This window comes from Mesorhizobium opportunistum WSM2075, from assembly GCF_000176035.2.
GTDB lineage: Bacteria > Pseudomonadota > Alphaproteobacteria > Rhizobiales > Rhizobiaceae > Mesorhizobium > Mesorhizobium opportunistum.
Window position 1 is genome coordinate 514,215 of the sequence record NC_015675.1, and the last position, 19,124, is coordinate 533,338.

Here is a 19,124-nt window from a genome sequence, read left to right on the forward strand (position 1 = left end):
TGAAAATACCGCCGAGTCATGATAGACTCAATGTCACAAAGATAGTTTCTATCATTTCCTATCAGAGTGATGTATCATTATTTGGCAATCGAACGAGGCGATCATGGCGAAACGGCCGACCATCACCGACCTGGCGCGCATCTCCGGTGTCAGCGTCGCCACGGTGGACCGCGTGCTCAACAATCGCCTGCCGGTGCGCGAGGAAACCGCGCGCCGCGTCTATCAGACCGCGACCGAGATCGGCTATCACGCGGCCGGCCTGATCAAGCAGCGCATGCGCCATGAACTGCCCGAATACCGGCTCGGCTTCCTGCTTTTGAGAGGCAATGACGTCTTCTACTCGGAGTTCGCGCGGCAGCTCGAACTCGCCGTATCGCAATCGCAGCGCTTCCGCGGCGTCGCGATCATCGACTTCACCAGTTCACTGACGCCGGACGAGATCGTCGAGCGCACGCACAGGCTGGCGGCCAGATGCAACGCCATCGCCCTGGTCGGGCCGGACCACCCGACGCTGACAGTCGCGGTCGAGGAGATGAAGGCCAGGGGATTGCCGGTCTTCTCGCTGCTATCCGACTTCGCGGCCGGCATTCGCGAGGGCTATGTCGGCCTCGACAACCGCAAGGTCGGCCGCACCGCGGCCTGGATGATCTCGAAGGCGGCGAAACGGCCGGGCAAGGTCGCGCTGTTCGTCGGCAGCCATCGCTTCCACGGGCACGAGCTGCGCGAGATCGGCTTTCGCTCCTTCTTCCGCGAACAGGCGCAGGAATTCACGCTGCTTGAAACGCTGGTCAATCTCGAAGCCAACCAGATCACGCAGGACACGCTGCTCGAGCTTCTCCACCGCCACCCCGATCTCGTCGGCTGCTACGTCGCCGGCGGCGGCATGGAAGGCGCGGTCGCGGCGCTGCGGCAAGCCAGGCCGGCCGAGATGCCGGCTGTCGTCTGCAACGAGATCACGGCGGTCTCGCGCTCGGCCCTGGCCGACGGTGTGCTGACGATGGTGATCTCGACGCCGCTGGCCGCCCTTTGCCGCGAACTGGTCGATCTCGTGGCGCATGCCATCGAGGCCGGCGCGGCGAACGCGCCGGGCCAGACCTTCCTGCCGTTCGAGATCTACCTGCCCGAAAATATCTAGCGCTGCCTTTGCAGGCATCGCCGGTTGAGTTGACGCCGAATCCGGCCGTCAATATAGACCGCTGATGGGCGAGGACAGGTTTGGGTACATCGCGTTTGGCAAGGATGAGCTTTATGCTCGGGGCGCGCTCTTCAGCGCTCTTCGACTGCAGCACTATTGCCCGGGCGCCAAGATTACCGTCCTGACCGACAGGCCGTCCGTTTTCGACGGCTACTCCATCGAAACCATCGAACTCACCCCCGACACAAAAGCCGAGATGTCTTTTGGCAACCGGTATCTATTTGGCATCAAGGCAGCCGGCATTATCGAGATGTTGAGGCGATGCGAACGCCTGTTCTTCATGGATACGGACATGTATCCGACCGGCGATATCTCGCATTGCTTCGATGGCATTTCCTCATCGCTTTCAACCATGAGAAAATGCGAAGGAACGCCCAAGCCTGCCTACCGCGAAATCGAAGACAAGGGATTTCTGCTCGGAAACCACAGGCTGACCGGGCGCGAGCCTATGTGGAACAGCGGCGTCCTGGGCGTTCACAACGCCAACATACCGGCGCTGACCGAGGCCTACCATGCCATGGAACAAATGATCGGCGTCGTGAGAGCCCATACCACGGAACAATTCTGTATCGGCGTGGCGCTGTCAAACGACGGGCGGAAAATCCGCCGACACCGGCTGCCTATCCGCAATTACAACACCCGGGGAAGAAAGCTATTCGCCCGAAGGCGGATCGACGCTTTCTTCGAGGCCAATGGCAATCTCGACGCCGCACAACTGCGCAAGCAGGCGGCCGCATACAGAGTCTGGCGGGGGCCGCTGGACCTCTTGCTGCAAAGAGGCATCTGGCATTTCTGAACGCTGGCCCAACGGCAAGCTTCCCTCAAAACGCTCATGCCTACTCGCTGGCCTACTCACTGGCCTACTCGCTGGCCGCAGCCGAGCGTCCGGCTAATCCGCATCGCCGACGTAATCGGCGTTCGCTCTCCGCCGGCTCATCACGGCCTGTGCGCCTCGACCTCAAAATCGCGCATCCGGTTTTGGAATGGCCCTTGACGCCCTGATGTGAAATGGAATAAATATTTCACTAGCTGTGTATTTTGGTTCTTTCGTTCCGGTCTGATTATCTGTTTCAAACAGGCGGTTTGGCGTTCCAGCCGATGCAGGAAACGTCGCGCGGATCGAGACGACATCAGGGAGAGATTCCCCGGGGAGATCGGGGATTCCGGATAGATCGGTGCAACCGGACACCAAAAGTGGAGGAGAGATTACAATGAAGAAACTGCTTTTGGGCGTCGCCTTCGCGGCGCTGATGAGTTCATCGGCTTTTGCCGCCAAGATCGGCGTGTCGATGGCCAAGTTCGACGACAATTTCCTGACCGTGCTGCGCAACGGCATGATCGAGCAGGCCAAGGGCATGAGCGGCGTCGAACTGCAGGTCGAAGACGCGCAGAACGACGTTGCCAAGCAGCTCGACCAGATCAAGAACTTCGCGGCTTCGGGCGTCGACGCCATCATCGTCAATCCGGTCGACACCTCGGCCACGCAGGCCATGTCGGACGCCGCCGCGGCCGCCAAGATCCCGCTGGTCTACGTCAACCGGGAGCCGGTCAATGTGAACACGCTGCCGGACAACCAGGCCTTCGTCGCCTCGAACGAGGCCGATTCCGGCACGCTCGAAACCAAGGAAGTCTGCCGCCTGTTCAAGGAAGCCGGCAAGAAGGAAGCCAATGTCTATGTCATCATGGGCGAGCTTTCCAACCAGGCCGCCGTGCAGCGCACCAAAGACATCGAAGAGGTCATCGCCACGCCGGACTGCAGCTTCATCAAGATCATCGACAAACAGACGTCGAACTGGAACCGCGACGAAGCGCAGAACCTGATGACCAACTGGCTGTCGACCGGCAAGCCGTTCGACGGCGTCATCGCCAACAATGACGAAAGCGCCATCGGCGCCATCCAGGCGATGAAGGCCGCCAACATCGACATGAAGTCGGTCGTTGTCGGAGGCGTCGATGCCACCCAGGATGCGCTGGCGGCCATGCAGGCCGGCGACCTTGACGCAACCGTGTTCCAGGATGCTGCCGGCCAGGGCGCCGGTGCGCTGGATGCGGCACTGAAGCTCGCCAAGGGCGAGAAGGTCGAGCACAAGGTCTACGTGCCCTTCCAGCTGGTGACGCCGGCCAACATCGACAAGTTCCTGAAGAAGAACTGAGCAACGGATCCACGGAGCGGCGCTCTCGCGCAAAGACAGCGCCGCTCCTCTTCCCCCGGCGCCTTCGGGTGCCGAGGACGACCGTGGCTGATGGAGGATAGAAGATTGGCACAGACATCTCACGGCGTCGGCGGGGTCAGCTATGACGCGAAGAAGCGCAACTGGCCGGCCGAATTCAACGTCTTCCTGGCGCTCGTCATCCTGGTCGTCATCTTCGAACTGATCGGCCGTATCTTTCTCGGCGACAGTTTCCTGTTCAACACCCGCAGCGACGTCGGCGGTCTCTTCAACGAGGCACGCCTGCAGATCATCATCCTGCAGGTGTCGATCGTCGGCATCATCGCCATCGGCGTGACGCAAGTGATCATCACCGGCGGCATCGACCTGTCCTCGGGCTCGATCGTCGGCGCGACCGCCATGATCGCCATGAGCTTCGCCCAGGTGGCGACCGTCAACGGCAACCCCAACCCCAAGGCGATGTTTTTGGCGCAAGGCTGGACCGACCTGCCGGTCATCGTGCCGGTGCTGGTGGCGATCGGCTGCGGCCTGTTCGCCGGCCTGGTCAACGGCGCACTGATCGCCTACACGCGCATTCCGCCGTTCATCGCCACGCTCGGCATGATGGTCACCGCGCGCGGCATCGCCAAATGGTGGTCCAAGGGCCAGCCGATCTCGTTTCCCACCGAAAGTTTCGCGGCGATCGGCAAGGGCTTGATGCCGGTCATCATCTTCCTGTCGCTGGCCATCCTGTTCCAGCTGATCATGACCTACACCAGGTATGGCAAGCATTGTTACGCGATCGGTTCCAACGAGGACGCCGCGCGCATGTCCGGCATCAAGATCGCCAACCACAAGATCCTGGTCTACGTCATCGCCGGCATTCTCGCCGCGCTCGCCGCCGTGGTGCTCTCTTCCAAGAACCTCACCGCGCAGTCCGGCATGGGCGTGATGTACGAGCTCGACGCCATCGCCATGGCGGTCATCGGCGGCGTCTCGCTGTCGGGCGGCCGCGGCTCGATCATCGGCACGGTGATCGGCTCGCTGATCTTCGGCGTCATCATCTCCGGCTTCACCTTCCTGCGCCTCGACGCCTATTACCAGGAGATGGTCAAGGGCGTGATCATCGTCGGCGCCGTCGTTCTCGACCAATGGCGCCAGCGTATGCGGGCATTGAGGGCTTGATCATGCCAGATATCTCCACGACAGACATCGTCCTGAAGACCGAAAACCTGACCAAGCGCTATGGCGGCGTGCATGCGCTGGAAGGCGCCAATTTCGAGCTGCGCAAAGGCGAGCATGTCGCCATCATGGGTGACAACGGCGCCGGCAAGTCGACCTTCGTGCGCCAGATCACCGCCGTCGAACAGCGCACCAGCGGCCAGGTCTGGTTCGACGGCAAGGAAGTGAATTTTGCCGGGCCGATCGAGGCTCGCACGGCGGGCATCGAGACCGTGTTCCAGAACCTGGCGCTGGCCGACGACCTCGACGTGCCGTCGAACCTGTTCCTCGGCCGCGAAAAGGTGCTGTTCAATCTCGGCCCGTTCTCGATCCTCGACCGCAAATACATGCGCAAGGCGACCGAAGCTGCGCTGATCCGCACCGCCGTAAAGATCCCCAATCTGTCCAACACCATCCGCCATATGTCGGGCGGCCAGCGGCAATGCGTGGCGATCGCCCGGACCGCGACCTTCGCCTCGAAGCTGATCATCATGGACGAGCCGACGGCGGCGCTCGGCGTGCAGGAGACCGCACAGGTCGAAAACATCATCCGCACGCTGAAGGACAATGGCGAGCCGCTGATCCTGATCAGCCACAACATGCGCCAGGTGTTCGACCTCTGCGACCGCATCGTCGTCTTCCGGCGCGGCCGCATCGTCGCCAATCTGCGCAAGGAGAACACGGACGGGCAGGACATCGTCTCCTACATCACCGGGGCCAAGACCGGAGAGGCGGAACTCGCGGCCTAAAACAGGGCGATCACCCGGTTCCGGGACGATCCGCGGCGCTCGGAAACAACTTGCCACCTTTTCCCGACGGGAAGGTGGAGACACAATTCTCTCGAACCCCATCCCCCTAGAGGAAATATCCATGACTGTTCGTTTCGCTCTCCTCGGTGCCGGCCGCATCGGCAAGGTCCACGCGCGCGCCGTCGGCTCCAACCCGCAGGCCAAACTGGTGGCCGTCGCCGATGCCTTCGAGAAGGCGGCGACCGAGCTGGCGAGCGCCTACGGCGCCGAGGTACGCAGCATCGATGCGATCGAGAAAGCCGGGGATATCGACGCCGTCGTCATCTGCACGCCGACCGACACCCATGCCGATCTGATCGAGCGCTTCGCCAAGGCCGGCAAGGCGATCTTCTGCGAAAAGCCGATCGACCTCGACGTCAAGCGCGTCGAGAAGTGCCTGGCCGTGGTCGATAAGGCCAAGGCGACGCTGATGGTCGGCTTCAACCGGCGTTTCGACCCGCATTTCGCGGCCGTGCGCAAGGCGATCGACGATGGCGCCGTCGGCACCGTCGAGATGGTCACCATCACCTCGCGCGATCCGGGCGCGCCGCCGATCGATTACATCAAGCGCTCGGGTGGCATTTTTCGCGACATGACCATCCATGATTTCGACATGGCGCGCTTCCTGCTCGGCGAGGAACCGGTGGCGGTCAGCGCGCATGCCTCGGTGCTAGTGGACAAGAAGATCGGCGAGGCCGGCGATTTCGACTCGGTCAGCGTCATCCTCGAAACCGCGTCAGGCAAGCAGGCCGTCATCTCCAACTCGCGCCGCGCCACCTATGGCTACGACCAGCGCATCGAGGTGCATGGCTCGAAAGGCATGGTGGCCGCCGAGAACCAGCGGCCGGTGTCGATCGAAGTCGCCAACGACAAGGGCTATACCCGCCCGCCGCTGCACGACTTCTTCATGACCCGCTATCTCGACGCCTATGCCATCGAGATTGCCGCGTTCATTGCCGCCGCGACCTCGGGCAAGAAGGCGTCGCCGAGCGGTGCGGACGGGCTGGTGGCGCTGAAGCTCGCCGATGCGGCGCTGAAGTCGGCGACATCAGGCAAGACCGTTCGCCTCGACAAGTAAGAACCCGGACCCAAGCCACAGGAGCAAAGCGATGAGCGCATCAGCCGATCGCAATTCGAACACACGCGCCATCGTCACCGGCGGGGCGCAAGGCATCGGCTTTGCCGTCGCCACGGCACTGGCCGACGAAGGCTGCCGGGCGCTGGCGCTCATCGGCCGCTCGCAGGAGAAGGGCGACAAGGCGGTCGCCGCGCTCAAGAAGTCCGGCGTCGACGCGATCTTCATCAGCGCCGACGTTTCTGATGTGGCCGACTGCAAGCGCGCGGTCGCCGCCGCGCTCTCGCATTTCGGCACCATCAACGCACTGGTCAACGCCGCCGCCACTTCCGCACGGGGCTCGCTGGTCGAAACCTCGGAAGAGCTGTTCGACACGATCTTCGACACCAATGTGCGCGGCCCGTTTTTCCTGATGCAGGGCGTGGTGGCGCATCTCCTGGAGAAGAAGGCGCCTGGCTCGATCGTCAACGTGCTGTCGATGTCGGCGCATACCGGCCAGTCGTTCCTGACGCCCTATTCGACCAGCAAGGGCGCGCTGATGACGCTGACCAAGAACGTCGCCAACGCCTATCGCTTCAACCGCATCCGCTGCAACGCCGTGCTGCCCGGCTGGATGGACACCGAGGGCGAGGACATCGTGCAGAAGAAATGGCACGACGCGCCGGATGATTGGCTGGCGAAGGCCGAAGCTACGCAGCCGATGGGCCAGCTGGTGAAGCCCGACCAGCTTGCCCGTCTGGTCAGCTACATGGTCAGCCCGCAGTCGGGTGTCATGACCGGCTCGCTGGTCGATTACGACCAGAGCGTCGCGGGGGCGTCGCCGGAGTAACGAGCCAGCGCCGCGGCCGGCCCCCTTTCTCCCGTCACTATACGGGGAGAAATGCCCGGCAGGGCAATGAGGGGCAGCGCCGACTTTGATAGTTACATGGTTCGATTGAAGCCGGTGCTTTTCGCCCCCGTCCTATCCGTTGACGCACGCGCCGCCCCTCACCTGCCTGCCGGCATCCTCTCCCCGTATAGTGACGGGGAGAGGGGCGCTCTCGCCAGCGATTTCGCCAACTCATCTACGGCACGTGACAAACGCCTCCGCTTCGACTATATGAGCCGCATGATCCACCTGACCGCCACCTATTGGTACTTTAGCAGCTCGCTGGCGGCGGGAGGATTGCGCTCGATCTGAAGATTGCAGCAACAACATCCGAACAGCCGCCAGACCTGGCGGCTTTTTTGTATCAGCCGGCAGGTTCCCAAAAAGGAGCAGAAAGCCGTGTTGACCACCACAGACGACCTTCGGGTCAAGGAAATCCGAGAACTGAGCACACCCGACCAGGTGATGCGGGAGATCCCGCGCACGCTGACGGCGACGCGCACCGTCAGCGCCTCACGCAACGCCATCCACGCCATCCTGAACGGGACCGACGACCGGCTGCTCGTCGTCGTCGGCCCCTGTTCGATCCACGATCCGGTCGCTGCGGTCGACTATGCCAGCCGTCTGGCGGCGCTGCGCGAGGCCCTGTCCGACCGGTTGGAGATCGTCATGCGGGTCTATTTCGAAAAGCCGCGCACGACGGTCGGCTGGAAGGGCCTGATCAACGATCCCGACCTCGACGGCAGCTTCAACATCGACAAGGGGCTGCGGATGGCGCGCAATGTGCTTTCCGCCGTCAACAATCTCGGCCTGCCGGCGGCAACCGAATTCCTCGACATGACCACCCCGCAATACATTGCCGACCTCGTCGCCTGGGGCGCGATCGGCGCGCGCACGACCGAGAGCCAGATCCACCGCGAACTGGCATCGGGCCTCTCCTGCCCGGTCGGTTTCAAGAACGGCACCGACGGCAATCTCAGGATCGCCGCCGAGGCGGTGAAATCCGCCGCCCAGCCGCATCATTTCATGGCGGTGACCAAGGGCGGCCGCAGCGGCATCGCGACCACCACCGGCAATGAGGACTGCCATGTCATCCTGCGCGGCGGTGTTCAGCCCAACTATGACGCGGTGAGCGTCGAGGCGGCTAGCGTGGAACTCGCCCGCATCGGCGTCGCACCCAGGCTGATGATCGATGTCAGCCACGCCAACAGCTCGAAGAAGCCGGAGAACCAGCCCAAGGTGGCGGCCGACGTCGCGGGCCAGGTGGCGGCGGGTGACGAGCGCATCGTCGGCGTCATGATCGAGAGCAATCTCGTCGCCGGCCGCCAGGACGTGGTGGCAGGCAAGCCGCTCGTCTATGGCCAGAGCATCACCGATGGCTGCATCGACTGGGCAACCACCGAGACCGTGCTGCACGGCCTTGCCGGTGCCGTCGAATGGCGCCGGTCGGCACGCCGCGCCATGATGGAGAGCCGGCCGGGCGCTGCTTGATCTGGCCGGGCACAAGGCAGGGCGGCGGTTCCCGATTTAGCTGGGGATCACGCCGTCCTCAGCCCTTCCCACGCGGTGAACACCGAGACCGCAAACAACAGCAAGCCGGCCGCCCGGCCGGCGAGAACGGTCGCTCGCGGATTGGCGATCAGAAGCTTGCGGCTGCGGCCGGCTGATATTGCGAGCCCGCCATAGATCGCGGCCTGGGTCAGGACCGTCATCAGGCCCATGATGGTCGCCTGCATCCAGATCGGACCATAATCCGGCTTCAGGAATTGCGGGTAGACGGCCAGCACGAAGAGGTAGGCCTTCGGGTTGATCAGGCAGGTTACGAAACCCTGGCGAAACGCCTTCCATGCGGAGCGGCTGCCGGCGGGCCCGCCATCACCGACGGTGATCGAACTGCGCATCAGCGTGATGCCGATGAAGGCCATGTAGGCGGCGCCGGCAATCAGCAGCGGCGTGAACAGGATCGGCACGAAATGCATGAGCAGGCCGACGCCGATCGCGCCGTTCAGCGTGTGCACCATGCCGCCGACCATGATGCCGCCGGTTGCTGCAAGACCTCGGTCGCGTCCGCCGGTCAGCGCATTGGCCAGCACGAACAGCATGTCCATGCCCGGAACGGCGATGATGCCGAACAGGAGGATAAAGAAGAGCCAAAGATTTTCCGCATAATTCATGGATTTTCCGCATAATTCATGTCAGTTGCCCGTCGCCTCCTGCCAGCGTGCCGCAGAAGAATTTGTTGATTTTCAAGCCGATAGGCAGTCCTATAGGTCAACCCAACTGACGATGGTGTGTCAGTTGCGATCGGAGTGGGTGAGAAAATGCGCAAGGCGTCGCGGCTGTTCGAGATCATCCAGATCCTGCGGCTGGCAAGGCAGCCGGTGACGGCGGCAACGATCGCCGCGCAGCTGGAAGTGACTGTGCGTTCCATCTACCGCGACATTGCAGCGCTGCAGGCGATGCGCGTGCCGATCGAGGGCGGACGCGGCATCGGTTATATATTGCGTCCCGGCTTCGACCTGCCGCCGCTGATGTTTTCGATCGAGGAGATGGAGGCGATCGTCCTGTCGCTGGCGCTGCTGGAGCGCACGGGAGACGACGAGCTCAAGCAGGCGGCCAAGCGTGTCGGCGCCAAGATCGCCGGTGCGGTGCCGCCGCCGTTGCGGCAGACGCTCGACGCCAATGCGCTGCATGCGTGGGGTTTCGCCGCGCCCTCGGCCGGCACCATCGACCTGGCGCTGGTGCGCCGCGCCATCCGCGACGAGGAGAAGCTCGACCTTTCCTACCGCGACGAGATGGGCCGCGCCTCCGAGCGCCTCGTCCGGCCGATCGCGCTCATCTATTACGCCGAAACCGCCAACATCGTCGCCTGGTGCGAGCTGCGCCAGGCGATCCGCAATTTCCGCAGCGACCGGATCGCGGATTGCCAGCCGACCGGGCTGCGCTTCAAGGGCGAAGGCGACCGCTTGCGTCAGGTCTGGGTCAACGGCTGGGAGGCGAATGCGGCGGTTGGCAGCTGACGCGATTTCCCTTCTCCCCCTTGTGGGAGAAGGTGGATCGGCGCGTTAGCGCCGAGACGGTTGAGGGGTGTTCCAGCGGAATGAGACGCTGGCGTTCCCTGGAACACCCCTCGTCCGTCGCCTTCGGCGACACCTTCTCCCACAGGGGGAGAAGGGAAGCCGCCGCCTTACCTCACGTCGACCCAGCGCTTTTCCTCGAAGGAGCGCGCCATTGCATGCACGGTGCGTTCGATCTCCAGCCCTTCACCGAACTCGATGAGCCGCGCCGGCTTGCCGGCAAGCCGCGTCAACAGTTCGTGGCACTCGATGATCTTGAGATCGTTGAAGCCCAGGCTGTGGCCGGGCGCCGGCACGAAAAGATCGTAGGGCTTGTGCTGCGGCGCCACCAGGATGGTCCGATAGCCCTGTTCGGTCGGGCGATCGGACGTGAGATAGAGCTGGAACTCGTTCATCCGCTCCTGGTCGAACAGGATCGACCCTTTCGAGCCGAATATCTGGATGGCGATGCGGCCCTTGCGGCCCCAGGCCGAGCGGTTGACCAGCAGCGTGCCGGCAATGCCGTTTTCCAGATGCATCAAGACGCTGGCGATATCATAGGTCTCGACCGCGCGGCGTCCGCCCGCCGCCAGCTTGCGGTCGGCATAGGGTTTGGCCATGTCGCAGATGACGCTGGCGACGCGGCCGAACAGCGCCGAGACCAGAGACAGCGGATGCACGGCGAAATCGTCGAGCGCGCCATAGCCGGAAGCGGCCTCGTGCTTCCAGAAGAACAGCGCTTCCGGGTCGGCCATGAAATCCTCGTCCATCTCGATGCGCAGATGGTTGACCTCGCCGATGATCTTCTCGTCGAGCAGCGCGCCGATGTGACGGATGGCCGGGCTCTGGATGTAGTTGTAGCCAAGCGCGGCGACCTTGCCTGACTTCCTGGCCGCTGCCGCCATCGCCTCGGCCTCGGCGAAGCTTGGCGCCATCGGCTTTTCGCACCACAGATGTTTGCCGGCCTCCAGGACCGCGATGGCCATTTCCGGATGGTACTGGTTGGGCGTGGTCAGCGAGACGATATCGACCTCCGGATCGTTGACGACGGCGCGCCAGTCGCCGGACGCTTTCTCGAAGCCGAATTCGCCGGCCTTGCGCTGGGCCAAGTCCTCATTGACCTCGCCGAGATGGACAAGCCGTGGCTTGGCCACGCCTGGAAAGACGGCACCGACGGCGCTCCACGCGATGGCGTGGCATTTGCCCATGAAGCCCGTGCCGATAAGACCTACGCCGACCATCTTTCCTTGTTCCTCCACTGATAGAAAGGTTGCGTGGATGAATTAGTCCATTTTTATCGGGAATGGAATGTCTGCCTCATTTTTTATGGTGTTCTTGCGCAGGCTCGCTATGATGGGGCAGAGAGGATGCTTCCAGTGCATGCCGCCCAAAAGCGCCCTGCGTTTTTGGAACAACGGCATGCATGGGATCAAACGGCCTAAAGCGCGCCGCTGAAACCGCTTCGACGTGACGCGCTTTGGACAAGCTTGGACGGGCCGACGATGGACGAACGGGTACCTCGCGACTTCGAGACGCTGCGCGCCACGATCCTCGATCGGCGCGAAAGCCTGCCCAAGCGTATCGCCCAGATCGCCGCCTATGCGCTCGACAATCCCGACGACATCGCCTTCGGCACCGCGGCCAGCATCGCCGCCTCGGCCGGCGTGCAGCCCTCCACCCTCATCCGCTTTGCCCAGCAGCTTGGCTTCGACGGCTTCACCAGCCTGCAGCAGGTGTTTCGCGAGCGGCTGCGCGAGCGCAATTCGTCCTATGACGAGCGGTTGCAGGCGCTGCGCGCCAAGGCCGATGCCGGCGCCGGCCACCGGGCGATCTTCGACGGTTTCATTGCCGCCGCCAGCACCTCGCTCAACGACATTTCCCGCACGCTTGACGACGCGCACCTTGAAGATGCGATTTCGCTGCTGGCGAAGGCTCAGACCATCTATGTGCTGGCCAAGCGGCGCTCCTACCCGGTGGCGAGCTATATCGCTTATGCGCTGGGCAAGTTGAAGATCCGCAACCAGCTGATCGAATCGGCAGCCGGCCTGAACGCCGAGATGGTCTCCTTCGCCACGCCGGCGGACGCCGTCATCGCCATCAGCTTCTCGCCCTATGCGCCGGCCACCATCGAGGAAGCCCGCGCCATTTCCGAGCAGGGCGTGCCGATCGTGGCCATCACCGACAGCTCGTTTTCGCCGCTTGCCCAGTTCGCCAGCGTGTGGTTCGAGGTTGCCGAGGCGGATTTCGCCGGCTTCCGTTCGCTGTCGGCAACGATGGCGCTGGCCATGGCGCTGACCGTCGGCGTCGGCGAGAAACGGCGCGACGTCAGCCGCAAGCGCAAGGCCTGAGCCTGTCCTGACGCGACGCGGCCGGGCCAGAAACCGGACCCAGCCGATCGCTTGCCGCGGCTTCGGTCGGGGATCATGCTTCCGTACTTTTCAGCCTGGGAATGCTCATTCCATATTGACTATGGATTGGAATTATTATTTCATATTGCCGGCACCACGCTGCCGCTCGCGCGTGTTACCCAAACAATGTTGTTCATGACAACAAGACCGACGGGAGGTTCCAATGAGCGAAGCCGTGGACGCAAGACAGGCGCCGCTCGACGTCATCACCATCGGTCGTGCCTCGGTCGACCTCTATGGCCAGCAGATCGGCTCGCGGCTGGAGGACATCACCTCCTTCGCCAAGTCGGTCGGCGGCTGCCCGGCCAACATCTCGGTCGGCACGGCCAGGCTCGGCCTGCGCTCGGCGCTGCTGACGCGCGTCGGGGACGAGCAGATGGGCCGCTTCATCCGCGAGCAGTTGAAGCGCGAAGGCGTCAACACCGACGGGTTGAAGACCGACAAGGAACGGCTGACCGCGCTGGTGCTGCTTTCGGTCGAGGATGAGGGCGTTTCGCCGATGATCTTCTACCGCTCGGACTGCGCCGACATGGCGCTGGCCGAGGAGGATATCGACGAAGCGTTCATCTCCTCGGCGCGCGCGATCGTCGTCACCGGCACGCATTTTTCGCGCCCCAACAGCGATGCCGCCCAGCGCAAGGCGATCCGCATCATGAAAGCCAAGGGCGGCAAGGTGGTCTTCGACATCGACTACCGGCCGAACCTGTGGGGCCTCGCCGGCCATGCCGAGGGCTTCGAGCGCTATGTGAAGTCCGATCGGGTCTCGGCCCAGTTGAAGACGGTGCTGCCCGATTGCGATCTCATCGTCGGCACCGAGGAAGAGATCATGATCGCGTCCGGCGCCGACGACTGCCTGAGCGCGCTGAAGACGATCCGCGCGCTGTCTTCGGCGACCATCGTGCTCAAGCGCGGCGCCATGGGCTGCATCGTCTATGACGGGCCGATCAGCGACGATCTGGAAGACGGCATCGTCGGCAAGGGTTTTCCGATCGAGATCTACAATGTGCTCGGCGCCGGCGACGCCTTCATGTCTGGCTTTCTGCGCGGCTGGCTCGGCGGCGAAGACCATGCGACGGCGGCGACCTGGGCCAATGCCTGCGGCGCCTTCGCCGTCTCGCGGCTGCTGTGCGCGCCGGAATATCCGACCTTCGAGGAGCTGCAGTTCTTCCTCAAGAACGGCAGCAAGCATCGGGCGCTGCGCAAGGACGAGGCGATCAACCACATCCATTGGGCGACAACCCGCCGGCGCGACGTTCCCTCGCTGATGGCGCTGGCCTGCGACCATCGCATCCAGCTCGAGGATGTCGCCGCGAAGGCCGGCGCCGATCCGGCGCGCATCCGCGATTTCAAGGTGCTGGCGGTCAAGGCGGCGGCCAAGGTCGCCGCCGGGCGCGACGGCTATGGCATGCTGATCGATGAGAAACATGGCCGCGAGGCGATGTTCGAATTCGCCCGCCATCCCTTCGCCTGGCTCGGCCGGCCGGTCGAATTGCCCGGTTCGCGGCCGCTGCGCTTCGAATTCTCGCAGGACATCGGCTCGCAGCTCACCGAATGGCCTGTCGATCACTGCATCAAGTGCCTGTGCTTCTACCACCCGGACGACCCGGCGGCGCTCAAGGAAGAGCAGCAGCAGAAGCTGCGCGCGCTGTTCGAGGCGGCGCGGAAAGTCGGCCGGGAGCTTCTCATCGAGATCATCGCCGGCAAGCATGGCAAGCTCGACGACACGACGATCCCGCGCGCGCTGGAGGAACTCTATGCGCTCGGCATCAAGCCGGACTGGTGGAAGCTCGAACCGCAGGCGTCGAGCGGCGCCTGGGCCAGGATCGAAGCCGTCATCCTGAAACACGATCCCTGGTGCCGCGGCATCGTGCTGCTTGGGCTGGAAGCACCGCAGGACGAGCTGGAAGCGGCCTTCGCCGCTACCGCCAAGGCGCCGATCGTGAAAGGTTTTGCCGTCGGCCGGACCATCTTCGTCCACGCGGCCGAACAATGGTTGGCCGGCAAGATGTCGGATGACGAGGCCGTCGCCGACATGGCATCGCGCTTCGAACAGCTGACCGAAGCGTGGCTTGCCGCACGCGGCCGCAAAGCAGCATAAGAAGAGCGCAGCTTAACAAGACGCGACGCAGGACCGCGGAGGAAAACACCATGAGCAAGACAATCCGCCTGACGATGGCGCAGGCGCTGATCCGCTTTCTCAGCCGCCAGATGGCCGAGATCGACGGCCAGAAAGTGCCTATTTTCGGCGGCGTCTGGGCGATCTTCGGCCACGGCAATGTCGCCGGCATCGGCGAGGCGCTGTACCAGGTTCGGCAGGAATTGCCGACCTTTCGCGCCCATAACGAACAGGCGATGGCGCATGCGGCGATCGCCTATGGCAAGGCCAATTTCCGCCGCCGCTTCATGGCCGCGACCTCTTCGATCGGCCCGGGCGCGCTCAACATGGTGACGGCTGCGGCACTGGCGCACGTAAACAGGTTGCCCGTCCTGTTTTTGCCAGGCGATGTCTTCGCCAACCGCATTCCCGATCCGGTGCTGCAGCAGGCCGAGGACTTTTCCGATGGCACGGCGACGGTCAATGACTGCTTTAAGCCTGTGTCGCGCTATTTCGACCGCATCACCCGGCCCGAACAGATCATCCCGGCGCTGAGCCGCGCGATGCAGGTGTTGACCGATCCGGCCGAATGCGGCCCGGTAACGCTGTCGCTCTGCCAGGACGTACAGGCCGAGGCCTACGACTATCCCGAGAGCTTTTTCGCCGAGCGGGTCTGGCACCAGCGCCGGCCGCGTCCGGATCGCGGCGAACTGGCAGCGGCGGTGGCGGCGCTGAAAAGCGCGAAGAAGCCGCTGATCATCGCCGGCGGCGGCGTGCTTTATTCGCAGGCTTCCGATGAACTGGCGAAATTCGTGGAAGGTGCCGGCATTCCTGTGTGCGAGACGCAAGGCGGCAAATCCTCGCTGCCGGACAATCATCCGCTCAACATGGCGGCGGTCGGCGTCACCGGCACCTCGGCCGCCAACAGGCTCGCCGAAGAGGCCGATGTGGTGCTGGCCATCGGCACGCGCCTGCAGGATTTCACCACCGGCTCGTGGGCGCTGTTCAAGAACTCCGGCAAGACCATCATCGGGCTCAACGTGCAGCCTTTCGATGCCGGCAAGCACCGCGCGCTGCCGCTGGTCGCCGACGCGGCCGAAGGACTCGCCGAACTGGGTGCCGCGCTCAAGGGCTGGAAAGCGCCTGCCGCCTGGACCGACAATTCCGCTGCCGGGAAGAAGGCCTGGCAGGTTGACGCCTCCAAGGTGACGGCGTCGACCAACGCTGCCTTCCCCTCGGATGCGCAGGTGATCGGCGCCGTGCAGCGTGCAATGGGGTCAGGCGTGATTTTGCTGAACGCGTCGGGCGGCCTGCCGGGTGAACTGCATAAACTCTGGCAGGCGGGAGCGCCCGGCTCGTACCATGGCGAATATGGCTTCTCGACCATGGGCTACGAGATTGCCGGCGGGCTCGGCGCCAAGATGGCCAAGCCCGACCGGGAGATCGTCGTCATGGTCGGCGACGGCTCCTACCTCATGATGAATTCCGAAATCGCCACATCGGTGATGCTCGGCCTGAAGCTCACCATCGTGGTGCTCGACAACAGGGGTTATGGCTGCATCAACCGGCTGCAGATGGCCACCGGCGGCGCCAACTTCAACAACCTCCTGAAGGACTCGCGCCACGAGATCCTGCCCGACATCGACTTCGCCGCGCACGCGGCGAGCCTGGGCGCGATCGCCGAAAAAGTGCCGTCGATCGCCGGGCTGGAAAATGCGCTGCAAAAGGCCAAGGCAAACGACCGCACCACGGTGCTGGTCATCGACACCGACCCGCTTGTCTCCACCGATGCCGGCGGCCATTGGTGGGATGTGGCGGTGCCGGAAGTGTCGGCGCGGCCCCAGGTCAACGCGGCGCGCAAGGCCTATGACGAGAAGCGGCAGATGCAGAGCGTTGGCGATTGATATCGGCGCTGACCCCCACCCCGCTGCTGCGCAGCGACCCTCCCCACAAGGGGGAGGGTGAACAAGAAACCGGAGCTAAAACTTGAAAGCCAAACTGGGCATGTCCCCCATTGCATGGTGGAACGACGATCTTGCCGAACTCAGCGATGACGTGTCGCTGGAAGAATGCCTGCGCCAGTCGCGTTCGGCCGGCTTCACCGGCATGGAGATGGGCCGGCGTTTTCCCAACGACCCCGCTGTCATGCTGCCGATCCTGAAGAAGGCTGACGTGACGCTGTGCGGCGGCTGGTTTTCCGGCACGCTGGTCGACGAGGAGATGGCGAAGAACCAGGATCGTATCCAGCCGATGATCGACCTGTTCAAGGCGGTCAACGCGCCCTGCATCGTCTATGGCGAGGTCGGCCGCTCGATTCAGGGCGACCGCTCCAAGCCGCTGGCCACCAAGCCGAAACTCTCGGACGATGAGATGAAGGCCTATGCCAAGCGCGTGACCGCTTTCGGCGAATGGTGTGCCGGGCAAGGCATGCCGCTGTCCTATCACCACCACATGGCGGCCGTGGTCGAGACCGAGCCGGAGCTCAATGCCTTCATGCGCCATTCCGGCGAAGGCATTCCGCTGCTGCTCGACGCCGGACATCTGGCCTTCGCCGGCGGCGATGTGCTGCGCGCCATCGACAACCACCACAAGCGGATCAGCCATGTGCATGTGAAGGATGTGCGCATGGGGGTGATCGACAAGCTCGATCGCACCAAGCAATCGTTCCTCGACGCGGTGGCGCTCGGCGCCTTCACCGTGCCGGGCGACGGCTCGCTGGATTTCGGCGCCATCGTGCAGCGCTTCGCCGACCATGGCTATGAGGGCTGGTTCGTGGTCGAGGCCGAGCAGGACCCGAAGAAGAACCCCCCGCTGAAGATGGCGCAGCTTGGCCACAAGGAGCTGATGCGAGTGATGACCGCCGCCGGCTATACGGTCGAAACCCAGGGTTTTCCGAATGCCTGACGCGATGGGTTCACGGCGAAGCAGGTTGCTGTAGATTGGCGCGATGAAAGATTCCGAGCACCCCTTCTTCCGCCCGCTTTGGCGGCGTGTCGCCGTCGTCGCGGTCTGCGTCATCTGGTCGATCATCGAGTTCGCCACCGGCACCCCGTTCTGGGGCGTCATCGCGCTCGGCTTCGCCGGCTACGGCGTTTGGCAGTTTTTCTACCTCTACAAGCCGGTCGATGAGAGCAAGGCGCCGGCCGAGGCCGAACCGAAGGAATAGAGGGGCCGTTGGGCGCCGAACGGGTCGCGTGCGTTGGAGATTGCCTGAAACGCCTCCCGCCTCGTCATCCTGGGGCGGAGCAAGGAGCGACGCGGCGCGGCGCAGACCCCAGGATGACGAAGGCGGGGCCTCGGCGCACCTCGAATATCTGCGATAGGAGACAAAAAATGTCGAAGCTGCTCGTCAAAGCCGACAAGGGCCATGGCCGCGTCGCTCATGTGACGCCGGAAAGCGCCGGCTGGACCTATGTCGGTTTCGACCTGCATCGGCTGAAGCCGGGCGAAACGGCTTCCGGAAAGACTGACGACCGCGAAATCTGCCTGGTCTTCGTCACCGGCAAGGGCAAGGCGAAAGCCGGCGGCAAGGACCTCGGCCTGCTCGGCGAACGTATGTCGCCCTTCGAGGGCAAGCCATGGTCGGTCTATGTGCCGCAGGGATCGGACTGGTCCGTGACCGCGGACACCGAACTGGAACTCGCCGTCTGCTCGGCGCCGGGCCTCGGCGGCGGCCTGCCGGTCCGGGTGATCGGACCCGACGATCTCGGCCAAGAGGTGCGCGGCAAGGGCACCAACACGCGCTACGTCACCAACATCCTGCCGGAAGGCCAGCCGGCGGACTCGCTGCTGGTGGTCGAGGTCATCACGCCCGGCGGCCACACGTCGAGCTATCCGCCGCACAAGCATGACCAGGACAATCTGCCCGCCGAATCCTATCTCGAGGAAACCTACTACCACCGCCTCAACCCGCCGCAGGGCTTTGCCTTCCAGCGCGTCTATACCGACGCCGACAAGAGCGGCCATCGCGCGCTCGACGAGGCGATGGCGATCGAGGACGGCGATGTCGTGCTGGTGCCCGAGGGCTACCATCCCTGCGCCGCCTGCCATGGCTATGATCTCTATTATCTCAACGTCATGGCCGGACCGAAGCGGACGTGGAAATTCCACAATGCGCCCGAGCACGAATGGTTGATGAAGGCCTGACCGTTCCGGGTTTTCGGCCGAAGCCACTGGTCCAGCTCGGAAAAATCGTCGGCTAAGGACCGACAGGGGTCGATTTGCCATCGAAAACCCTTCAAAGCTTCGTCAATCCGTCATGGAAATCA

Annotated in this window: 17 protein-coding genes; 15 read left to right on the forward strand and 2 right to left on the reverse strand. The window is 63.6% G+C overall.

Annotated elements, in window-relative coordinates; translation table 11 throughout:
* Window positions 1-103 precede the first annotated feature (103 nt).
* The 8 genes from MESOP_RS02340 (at window position 104) to MESOP_RS02380 (ending at window position 8,788) form a co-directional block, all read left to right on the forward strand.
* Window positions 104-1,135, forward strand: a complete 1,032-nt coding sequence (locus MESOP_RS02340; protein ID WP_013891712.1) for a LacI family DNA-binding transcriptional regulator — start codon at window positions 104-106, stop codon at window positions 1,133-1,135.
* Window positions 1,136-1,199: 64 nt separating this feature from the next.
* Window positions 1,200-1,991, forward strand: coding sequence for a hypothetical protein (locus MESOP_RS02345; protein WP_013891713.1), 792 nt, complete (start codon window positions 1,200-1,202; stop codon window positions 1,989-1,991).
* Between the two features lie 415 nt (window positions 1,992-2,406).
* A complete protein-coding gene (locus MESOP_RS02350) occupies window positions 2,407-3,348 on the forward strand; it encodes a sugar ABC transporter substrate-binding protein (protein ID WP_013891714.1) in 942 nt (313 codons plus the stop codon).
* A 105-nt stretch (window positions 3,349-3,453) separates the two neighbouring features.
* Complete coding sequence (locus MESOP_RS02355; protein WP_023765674.1) at window positions 3,454-4,530, forward strand: ABC transporter permease; 1,077 nt, start codon at window positions 3,454-3,456, stop codon at window positions 4,528-4,530.
* A 2-nt stretch (window positions 4,531-4,532) separates the two neighbouring features.
* Window positions 4,533-5,315: an ATP-binding cassette domain-containing protein gene (locus MESOP_RS02360; RefSeq protein ID WP_013891716.1), complete on the forward strand. Its 783-nt coding sequence runs from the start codon at window positions 4,533-4,535 to the stop codon at window positions 5,313-5,315.
* A gap of 121 nt (window positions 5,316-5,436) precedes the next feature.
* Window positions 5,437-6,432 carry an inositol 2-dehydrogenase gene (iolG, locus tag MESOP_RS02365; RefSeq protein ID WP_013891717.1) on the forward strand — a complete coding sequence of 332 codons (996 nt, stop codon included), beginning with the start codon at window positions 5,437-5,439 and terminating at the stop codon, window positions 6,430-6,432.
* A 31-nt stretch (window positions 6,433-6,463) separates the two neighbouring features.
* Window positions 6,464-7,258: an SDR family oxidoreductase gene (locus MESOP_RS02370; protein WP_013891718.1), complete on the forward strand. Its 795-nt coding sequence runs from the start codon at window positions 6,464-6,466 to the stop codon at window positions 7,256-7,258.
* Between the two features lie 438 nt (window positions 7,259-7,696).
* A complete protein-coding gene (locus MESOP_RS02380) occupies window positions 7,697-8,788 on the forward strand; it encodes a 3-deoxy-7-phosphoheptulonate synthase (RefSeq protein ID WP_013891720.1) in 1,092 nt (363 codons plus the stop codon).
* 47 nt (window positions 8,789-8,835) lie between these two features.
* On the opposite strand, the gene MESOP_RS02385 is transcribed toward MESOP_RS02380, so the two are convergent.
* Window positions 8,836-9,471 carry a LysE family translocator gene (locus tag MESOP_RS02385; RefSeq protein ID WP_013891721.1) on the reverse strand — a complete coding sequence of 212 codons (636 nt, stop codon included), beginning with the start codon at window positions 9,469-9,471 and terminating at the stop codon, window positions 8,836-8,838.
* Window positions 9,472-9,618: 147 nt separating this feature from the next.
* On the opposite strand from MESOP_RS02385, the gene MESOP_RS02390 reads away from it, so the two are divergent.
* Window positions 9,619-10,317 carry a helix-turn-helix transcriptional regulator gene (locus MESOP_RS02390; RefSeq protein ID WP_013891722.1) on the forward strand — a complete coding sequence of 233 codons (699 nt, stop codon included), beginning with the start codon at window positions 9,619-9,621 and terminating at the stop codon, window positions 10,315-10,317.
* A 167-nt stretch (window positions 10,318-10,484) separates the two neighbouring features.
* Here MESOP_RS02390 and MESOP_RS02395 read toward each other — a convergent pair whose 3' ends face one another.
* Entirely contained in the window at window positions 10,485-11,594 is a 1,110-nt protein-coding gene (locus tag MESOP_RS02395; protein WP_013891723.1) for a Gfo/Idh/MocA family protein, read from the reverse strand.
* A gap of 261 nt (window positions 11,595-11,855) precedes the next feature.
* Between MESOP_RS02395 and MESOP_RS02400 the strand changes: the two genes are divergently transcribed.
* From MESOP_RS02400 to iolB, 6 genes are all read left to right on the forward strand, one after another.
* Window positions 11,856-12,701 carry a MurR/RpiR family transcriptional regulator gene (locus tag MESOP_RS02400; RefSeq protein WP_013891724.1) on the forward strand — a complete coding sequence of 282 codons (846 nt, stop codon included), beginning with the start codon at window positions 11,856-11,858 and terminating at the stop codon, window positions 12,699-12,701.
* A 223-nt stretch (window positions 12,702-12,924) separates the two neighbouring features.
* Window positions 12,925-14,859 (forward strand): bifunctional 5-dehydro-2-deoxygluconokinase/5-dehydro-2-deoxyphosphogluconate aldolase, encoded by a 1,935-nt coding sequence (locus MESOP_RS02405; protein ID WP_013891725.1) that lies wholly within the window; start codon window positions 12,925-12,927, stop codon window positions 14,857-14,859.
* Between the two features lie 50 nt (window positions 14,860-14,909).
* Window positions 14,910-16,760 carry a 3D-(3,5/4)-trihydroxycyclohexane-1,2-dione acylhydrolase (decyclizing) gene (gene iolD, locus MESOP_RS02410; protein ID WP_013891726.1) on the forward strand — a complete coding sequence of 617 codons (1,851 nt, stop codon included), beginning with the start codon at window positions 14,910-14,912 and terminating at the stop codon, window positions 16,758-16,760.
* An 82-nt stretch (window positions 16,761-16,842) separates the two neighbouring features.
* Window positions 16,843-17,760: a myo-inosose-2 dehydratase gene (gene iolE, locus MESOP_RS02415; protein ID WP_013891727.1), complete on the forward strand. Its 918-nt coding sequence runs from the start codon at window positions 16,843-16,845 to the stop codon at window positions 17,758-17,760.
* A 43-nt stretch (window positions 17,761-17,803) separates the two neighbouring features.
* Window positions 17,804-18,022 carry a hypothetical protein gene (locus MESOP_RS02420; RefSeq protein WP_013891728.1) on the forward strand — a complete coding sequence of 73 codons (219 nt, stop codon included), beginning with the start codon at window positions 17,804-17,806 and terminating at the stop codon, window positions 18,020-18,022.
* Between the two features lie 167 nt (window positions 18,023-18,189).
* Window positions 18,190-19,002: a 5-deoxy-glucuronate isomerase gene (iolB, locus tag MESOP_RS02425; RefSeq protein WP_013891729.1), complete on the forward strand. Its 813-nt coding sequence runs from the start codon at window positions 18,190-18,192 to the stop codon at window positions 19,000-19,002.
* Window positions 19,003-19,124: the final 122 nt, after the last annotated feature.